The sequence below is a fragment of the Lewinella sp. genome (assembly GCF_050633125.1).
Lineage (GTDB): Bacteria > Bacteroidota > Bacteroidia > Chitinophagales > Saprospiraceae > Lewinella.
In genome coordinates, this window is the sequence record NZ_JBOEFX010000081.1 from 93,785 (window position 1) to 102,181 (window position 8,397).

Consider the following 8,397-nt stretch of genomic DNA (forward strand, 5'->3'; position numbering starts at 1 on the left):
ATGTACCGAAAACTTCTACGTTTCCTTCTGGCCTTTAGCATTATTGCACTGATAAGCGCCTATTTCATTTACCGAAGTGTAGCTGGACCTGAAATACTAGCGGAGGGCGCAGAAACGGTCTATGTAGAAATCCCTCATGGCACCTCTTTTGAAGCGCTGACCCGCATTTTATTGGCAAAACAGTTAATTCCAAACGAAGCTGTTTTTCGGTCACTGGCTAAAAAGCTTAACTACGAAGCTGACCCCGTCCGCTCTGGCAGGTTTGCCGTGGAGCCTGGTATGAAGTTACCTGACTTCATCTATCGCTTACGCAATGGGAAACAAGCTCCGGTGATGGTTGTACTCACTACGGAAAGAGAACTTACAGACGTAGCAGCAAAAGTTGCACGATTTATAGAACCTGACGCACAGGCTTTTATTCAACTTTTCCAGAACGAGGACTTCCTTGATTCTTTAGGCTACACCAGGGAAAACCTTATGAGCTTATTTATACCTAATAGTTATGAGCTTTATTGGGATACCTCTCCTCGTGATTTTATCAGAAGGATGATCGAAGAGCATGATATCTTTTGGAAAAGAAAAGACCGCTATATCAGGGCTAATCAATTGGAGCTTTCGCAAGCAGATGTCTATACTCTTGCTTCTATTGTTGAAAAAGAAACGCTTCAAGATGACGAAAAGAAGCGAATGGCCGGTGTCTATTATAACCGGTTAAAAATAGACATGAAACTGCAAGCAGATCCTACCGCCGTATTTGCCAGCAGAGATTTTAATACCAACCGGGTTACAAATTACCACTTGCAGGTAGACTCTCCTTACAATACCTATAAATACAAAGGACTGCCCCCTGGCCCAATCGCAATGGCGAGCATTGCTTCTATTGATGCGGTCTTAAATCATGAACAACATGATTATCTTTACTTTTGTGCTAAAGGAGATGGCACTGGTTACCACACTTTTGCCAAAAATCTCGAAGCCCATAAACGGAATGCCGAAATTTATCGAGAAAATCGAAGGAAAAGAGGCAAATAGCAAAAAAAGTGTAAAGGTGTAAGGGTTGGAAAAGTGTAAGGGTTATATCAACCATCAAACAAAAAAAAACATGGTTCACGTTATCGATTTAAACTTTCAAGGAATAAGCCAAAATATTGCTGCTTTTTTAGTCGAAACTGATACTGGGCCTATATTAGTCGAAACAGGTCCGCATTCTACTTTACCCAGCTTGCAAAAAGGAGTAGAAATGGCAGGCTATCGACTGGAAGATATCCAGCATGTGTTCCTTACCCATATTCACCTTGATCATGCTGGTGCCGCCTGGTGGTTTGCTCGTAATGGCGCTAATATCTACGTTCACCCTAGAGGCAGTAAACACCTAGCTGCACCAGAGCGACTAATGGATTCTGCCCGTCGAATCTACCAAGACAAGATGGATGAATTATGGGGAGAAATGCATCAAATCAACCCAGCACTAATTGTTGAGGCAGAGCATGAAGCGGCTTATGAAATAGGGCAAAAAACAATTAAAGCTTGGCACACCCCGGGGCATGCAGTACACCATATCGCATGGCAAATTGGTCCAAACCTCTTCACTGGTGATGTAGCCGGCGTTAGTATTAATCAAGGCGTAGTGATCCCTCCCTGCCCTCCACCTGATATCAATATCGAAGATTGGGAAGCTAGCCTTGATCTTCTGAAAAAAATAAAACCAGAGCGGTTTTGCTTAACCCATTTTGGGCCCGTTGCCTACAGTGAGGAGCATTTGGAAAGCTTACGAAGCCGCTTACACAAATGGGCCGACTGGATAAAGCCCTACTATCAAGAGGGTAAATCGGTAGAGGAGATTACACCTCTTTTCCAAGCTATGGTCAAAAACGATTTGGAGACGAGTGGCGTAGACAGCACGGATATGGCTAAATACGAGGCAGCAAACCCCAGCTGGATGAGTGTGGCTGGTTTGTTGCGTTATTGGAAAAAGAAGGAAGCCTAAATTAGATAAATCATCCTTTTCAGATGTTTAATAGACCTTTTCTTTCGGAATTAAAATCAGGCGAGATTTTGGCCTCAGCCAAAATTCGGGATGAATCATACTTTTTGCGCTACTTCTAGGACGCTGGCAAAAGATTTGTAAAAGCCTTGATAATGCCTTTCAAGAAACGGACATCAGGGGAAGGCATCGGCTCTGCTACAGAGCGAATTTGTTCGGAAATACCGTCAACGGTTTCAGAAGCCTCTACCACCATTTGCGCATTAAAAAGAAACGCATAAGCTGCAAAGCTGATGAGTACTAAACAAGAAATAAAGAGTAAATTTTTCGCTTTCATAGATTGTTCCTTGAAACATTATTGTAAAAGTCACTCGTATTTGGCTAATATCCTAGCTTTTATCGACAAAGTATAGTTATTTCCCGATGAATGGTCTCCGTATAAGACGACTTACAGCGGACAATGGTTGCAGAAGTAGGTGAAAAAAATTAACAGATTTACGGCTAAAACGGCTAAATGAGTCGTAACTTGGTCTTGTTAATGGTTCTGTTTACTTAAACAATTAAATTAATTATGAGATTAACGCTTACTTTTTTAATGCTATGTGCTGTTGCAACAATGTCTTTTGCACAGATTAATACAGCATCTCCTTTCCCGGTCGACTTCGAAATCTTAGCACCAGCCGATGACGCTGGCATCTATGACTACGGGACGCAAGCTGGTGAAAACACTGATTTCCCTTGGGGACCTACGCTCAGCGAGACCTTGGTTAGAGATATTGCCTGGGGCTACACTGCTGCAGGAGACAGCCTTGGATGTGAGGCGATTGTTACAGACCTCACAGGTAAGATCGCTGTCATCCGCCGTGGCGCTTGTGATTTCACTGTCAAGGTACTGAACGCACAAAATGCAGGTGCAGATGGTGTTATTATTATCAATCACTACGACAACGTAGACGACACTGACGCTTTCGTTATCGGAATGTCTTGTGGAGCAGCTGAAAATTGTGCAGACATTACGATCCCTGCGATTTTCGTTAGCCGGACTACGGGTGAAGTTATCGTAAACTCACTGGCAGCTGGAGAGACCATGAGTGTTTCTTTTACAGTTAAGTCGTTTTACGACCCTACTTCTAGCTTTTCTATCCAAACTCCTTTGACAGATGCAATTCCATTTGACTCTTACTTTATCCACTACGTGAATCCAAATTCGGTTGATGCAGTTGATGTAACTGTTACAGCAACAATTGCAGCTCCTTCTGGCATAGAGACCGTACTTACCGGTGCTTCTAATGTTGGTCCTTTGGGAGATTCTATTATTGTTTTAGATGGAGAGTATGAACCAACAGAGCTTGGTACGTATACCGTTACCTGGACGCATGATCAAGGTTCTGAAGTACTAGAGAGTCAATTCATAACAACAGATTATACTTATGGCACAGCAAGTCCTGAGCTAGGACAAGCTCCTAGAGTAAGTGATGCCGATTTTGCTACAGGTAACCTAGTATACCAGGCAGGAGCATTGTCTATTATGGATGAAGATGGAGCTGTAGCTACACATGCTTCTTTTGGTTTATCTAACGGCGCTGATCTTTATACAGGTGACCCTGATGCTGACCAGATTGTTGTTATCCTCTACGATGCTGATAGTGATGACGATGACCTTATTGATTTCAGTCCGACATCAGCGGCTACTACTTTCGATGACCTTACTCCTGTGGCTTTAGCGACCTATTTCATTACTGGTAACGAAACAGGTGACGATCAGTTATTCGTACAATGGGAAAACCTTGTCGATGGTGGCAACTTAGTTACCCTTAAGCCTAACGGTGCTTACTATACGGTAATTGCTTACGACGGTTCAAGTGCAGGTCTTGGTATTTGCCCAGGTTTTGTGGCTAGTGCAGGGGTTAACTACCTCAACTTCCCTACAACACCTATCATTGTTGCCGGTTCCTTCTTCTCAGGTGGATGGAATGGCCAAACGGTAGGAATCAACCTTCACTTAGCTGGCTTCGAGCCACCAGTAGGTACAGAAGACCTACCAGGATTGGATGCTGACAAAGTAACTTTAGCGCCAAACCCAGTTAGCAGCCGTTTGAATGTAATGTTCGACTTGGACCAAACTGCCGACAAGATACAAATGATCATGACCGACGTAAGTGGTAAGATCATCACCACTGAGGAATACGAGCAAGTTTTCAATCAATCTATCGAAATAGATATGGAGCGCTTGCCACGCGGTTCTTACTTCCTGAGTATTGCTACACCGGAAGGTTACCGTGTTGAACGGATTATCAAGCAGTAAACATGTTAGGTTTGCCTTCTTGGGTTCCTGAAAAACGAGGAATCATAAGGCAAACCAACTGTATTAAGTACTGAGTATAGGGTATAGGGATTTTATTTCCAAAAATGTGACGCTATACTCCTCGACTTAGAACGTGGAATGGCGAGTGGGATTCCCGCTCGCCATTCTCATTTATAGTCTAACCGCCAAAGATTTGTGAAACTAGTCTAAAACCGCGTCCAGCAATTTCCGAGTATAGGTCTCTTTGGGTGCACTAAAGAGTTCATCGGTGGTGCCTATTTCTACCATTTTCCCTTTTTGCATCACGAGAACTCGGTCTGCGATAAAGCGGATAACGGCCAGGTCATGGGAAATAAAAAGCAAGGAAAACTGATAGGTGTCCTGGAGGTCTTTGATCAAATTCAACACCTGTGCCTGTACGGAAACATCCAATGCTGATACAGATTCATCACAAACCAAGACCTTGGGGCGTAGCAACAATGCTCTGGCTAAACCTATTCGCTGGCGCTGACCACCGGAGAAAGCCTTGGGATAGCGAGATAAAACTGTTTCGTCTAGCCCCACCTGCTCCAACACTTCTAAAATACGGTTATTTCGGATAGCCGGCGTCTTATTTGGATCGTGAATCAACAATGGTTCCTCAAGCAATTGAAGGATCGTCAATTTGGGGTTTAAAGAACTAAAAGGGTCCTGAAATACCATTTGCAAATCTGGTCTCAAAGGACGCAATTCTTGTTCACTAAGGCTAGTCAACTGGTGACCTTCAAAAACTACTCCTCCACTGCGGATAGGCAACAAGGACAATATAGCTTTGCCTAATGTTGTTTTTCCGCTTCCTGACTCCCCCACTATTCCCAAGCATTCTCCTCTCCGAAGCGAAAAGGAAACTTGATCAACCGCTTTTACATATTCTATTGTTTGTCCCAGCCAGTTGCGTTGAACGGAGTACCAAACTCTCAAGTCTGTCACCTCTACAATGGCCTCTTGAGAAGAAAGGTGATCCCTTCGATCTGCAATTTCTTTCTCCGACAACTTTAAATCATCCATAAACACGGATAATTCTTGCTGATCCTTAGAAAGAAAATCCTGGACAGTAGGCAAACGCCGAAGTTGCTCACTGGTCGTGGCTCTACAATTAAGCAATCCTTTTGTGTAAGGATGATGTGGGTCAGAGAAGATGTCGGCTACTTTTGCTTCCTCGACCTTATGGCCATTTTGCATCACCATTACCCGGTCTGCAATCCCTCTGATAACCCCAAGATCGTGGCTAATAAACAAAATGGCAATCCCCAATTCTACTTGTAGCCGCTTGATCAAATCAAGTATAGCTCGCTGAACAGTGACATCAAGCGCAGTGGTCGGTTCGTCTGCTATTAATAATTCAGGTTCAGCACACAGTGCCATAGCTATCATCACCCTTTGGCGTTGGCCACCTGATAACTCATGAGGGTAGGCGCCGTAAATGCGTTCAGGCTCCCTCAGTTCGACTTTGCTTAGCCATTCAAGCGTTTTCTGCTTAGCACTCTTTTTATCAAGTGCAAGATGCTTTCTTAATACTTCGTCAATTTGTTCTCCACAAGGCATTACAGGGTTAAGACTACTCAGTGGCTCCTGAAAGATCATCCCTATCTCCTTGCCTCTGATGCTATTTAGTGCAGGTTCAGAAAGTTGGTCTAACCGGGTATCCCCCTTCCACCATATCTCTCCCTTTGCATTGGCACTACCTGGCAACAACTGCATCACGGATAGGGCGGTAAGTGTTTTTCCTGATCCTGACTCGCCCACAACTCCCAGGCTCTCGCCCTTACCAAGCTCAAATTCAAGTTGCTCAACGGCTATCTTTTCGTCTCCATTGCCCGAAGAAAAACCAATGGTCCACTGCGTGAACCGAAGTAAAGCACCGTTATGAGAATCAGGAGTATCGATAACCATTTTTTTACGCCCGCTCTATTGGGCAAGTCATACAATGCGAGCCGCCTCTGGCACGAGATAGCTCAGTGGAAGGCAGGGTGATAATCGTCTGTTGAACTTCATCCGGACGAATAATACCATCAGCAAAAGCTTTGAGTAAATCCCGGGCGTAGACTACACGGTAACCAGCCTCTTCAAAAGCTTCTTCCGTTACAGGATTACGATCATAAGTCAAAGCAACTCCTGGCTTTAAAGCCACCAGGTTACAACCATCTGTCCATTGTTCACGATCCTGATAAGGTGATTCGCCTTTTCCGGCAAAAATAATCCGAGTTTTAGGATCAATTTCTTTTATCAAAAATTCTTGAAGGGAATGGTATTGCCGCTCCTTTCCTTTTGCTGTAAACACCTGCACATTAGAGCCTAATCCATCGGAAATGATTGGCTTAAAGGCAACGTAATCATGGGTATTGATTTGGGTAAAGATCGTATCAATATGCATATACGAGCGATCATTCGGAATGTTGACCTGCACCACATTTTTAACAACACCTTTTTCAAAGAGACTTTCTGCTAATGCACGTATCCCATAAGGAGTAGTTCTTTCACTACAACCTATCAAAAGGTAATCTTTATTCAAAATCATCATATCCCCTCCTTCGATCGAAACAGATTCTCCTTTTTTGGAGGGAGGAAATTCATCAATTTTATTCAGATTGATCACCCGCTTCTCTTCCTGTAATTTGGCAAAAATAGGATGAGCATAAATAATAAAACGAGTGATGAAATTCTCTCGATAACGAGCTTCCTTTGCTGCTTTGGTAATAATGATGTGGTCATTGACCGTTACCGCAATATCTCTGGTAAAGATGAAATTCGGGATAGGATCAAAAAAGAAATGATCATCCGGAGCATGGTAACCAGTGACCAGTAAATTGGTCAAAGCTGTAGCCGAAAGCCCTCGCATGATGTCACCATAAGACTTAGGTAACTCTTCATGCTCTATGACCAGTTTGATCATTTCTTCCTTGCTTTCCGGATCAGCTTCTAGTGCTTCGTACAGCAACTGTTCTACTTCAATAACATTGTCCTCTCCTACAAATTGGCGTAGGATGGCTGTAAATACGTCATGTTCCTTCTGCATTCTGGGCAGATGGACAATGTCATCAAACAACAATTCTTCGGCCCTTTTGGGCGATATTCGACTGATTCCAACATCTGGACGGTGTACCAGAACCCGTCGCAGCGGGTTGATTTCGTTTTCGACAAATACTTTAGACATGGTGGTAATTTGGCTAGAGGGTCAGATGACCAGCTACAACTCTACGACCTTTTCAATCTCGTAGATAGAATTTATTTTACCAGCAAATATGCAATAAAAACGGGGATTATTACTCAATAATCCAATTTCCGTTGGGCGGCCATCATCAATATAATTGGCTCGCAATTTAGACTTAATGGTAAACATGCTTGTAAAATAGTGCAGTTCCACCCGATCAGTAAGGTATTGCCTCATTTGGGCTAGCATCTTCTCGTAATTAGACGAGGGCCGGTATTCACAATGATTACAAATACTTGTAAAGTTAGGATTACAATCTTGCCGTAGCTCCTGACAATCAAAAGTCGGCTGTGAAGCATACGACACCTTGTGGTGGGTATAAGCTACGGATGAAAGCGATAAAAGTCCAGATTTTCCATAAGGCATAATCGACCCAAAAGGGCCATCCATAACAGTGAGGCCAGTGTTCTTCAATTGTGGGCTGCTCACAAAAGCCATTTCTGAAATTTCATGCATGAGATTAATCTCTTCCAAACCAAACAACTGGTTAATAGAATTACTAGCGCTGTAAGTAGCATTGATAACCTGCTGTGCATTGATGGTTCTAGTCACTTGACTTTCCAATTCAACAAGCTCAATTTCCCATGCTGAACCTACTGCTCCAGCAGTTTTTATTTGGTGGTAACACAATACTTCTACTCCCGGTGCAGCTTTTAATTTTTCTCGGTAATAGGCTGCAATAAGTACCGGGTCAAAAGTGTATTCCTGGGTTTCGAAAACCGCTTCTAAGCGGTGGTAATTGAAAAGCGGATGTTTTTCTACTCGCTTACATGGGATATCAATATAACGACAAAAACGCTCGAACTGTGCCGCGTCTGTTAGGCTACCATAGCGATCAATCGCATAATATTTATCAAA

General features: G+C 43.3%; 7 protein-coding genes. 3 read left to right on the top strand and 4 right to left on the bottom strand.

Features of this window, described 5'->3' with window-relative positions; translation table 11 throughout:
* Both mltG and ACRBG0_RS18085 read left to right on the top strand, forming a co-directional pair.
* Complete coding sequence (mltG, locus tag ACRBG0_RS18080) at nucleotides 1–1,032, top strand: endolytic transglycosylase MltG (protein ID WP_431488267.1); 1,032 nt, start codon at nucleotides 1–3, stop codon at nucleotides 1,030–1,032.
* A 70-nt stretch (nucleotides 1,033–1,102) separates the two neighbouring features.
* Nucleotides 1,103–1,987, top strand: a complete 885-nt coding sequence (locus tag ACRBG0_RS18085) for an MBL fold metallo-hydrolase (protein WP_431488268.1) — start codon at nucleotides 1,103–1,105, stop codon at nucleotides 1,985–1,987.
* Nucleotides 1,988–2,102: 115 nt separating this feature from the next.
* Here the strand turns inward: ACRBG0_RS18085 and ACRBG0_RS18090 are convergent, their stop codons facing one another.
* Nucleotides 2,103–2,321, bottom strand: coding sequence for a hypothetical protein (locus tag ACRBG0_RS18090; protein ID WP_431488269.1), 219 nt, complete (start codon nucleotides 2,319–2,321; stop codon nucleotides 2,103–2,105).
* Between the two features lie 234 nt (nucleotides 2,322–2,555).
* On the opposite strand from ACRBG0_RS18090, the gene ACRBG0_RS18095 reads away from it, so the two are divergent.
* A complete protein-coding gene (locus tag ACRBG0_RS18095) occupies nucleotides 2,556–4,289 on the top strand; it encodes a PA domain-containing protein (protein WP_431488270.1) in 1,734 nt (577 codons plus the stop codon).
* A 201-nt stretch (nucleotides 4,290–4,490) separates the two neighbouring features.
* Here the strand turns inward: ACRBG0_RS18095 and ACRBG0_RS18100 are convergent, their stop codons facing one another.
* The 3 genes from ACRBG0_RS18100 to ACRBG0_RS18110 form a co-directional block, all read right to left on the bottom strand.
* Nucleotides 4,491–6,221 (bottom strand): ABC transporter ATP-binding protein, encoded by a 1,731-nt coding sequence (locus ACRBG0_RS18100; RefSeq protein ID WP_431488271.1) that lies wholly within the window; start codon nucleotides 6,219–6,221, stop codon nucleotides 4,491–4,493.
* 4 nt (nucleotides 6,222–6,225) lie between these two features.
* The gene (locus ACRBG0_RS18105; RefSeq protein WP_431488272.1) at nucleotides 6,226–7,482 is read right to left on the bottom strand and encodes an arginine deiminase family protein; all 1,257 of its coding nucleotides are present in this window, start codon (nucleotides 7,480–7,482) and stop codon (nucleotides 6,226–6,228) included.
* A 33-nt stretch (nucleotides 7,483–7,515) separates the two neighbouring features.
* The coding region (locus ACRBG0_RS18110) for a hypothetical protein (protein WP_431488273.1) at nucleotides 7,516–8,397 on the bottom strand (882 nt) is incomplete at its 5' end.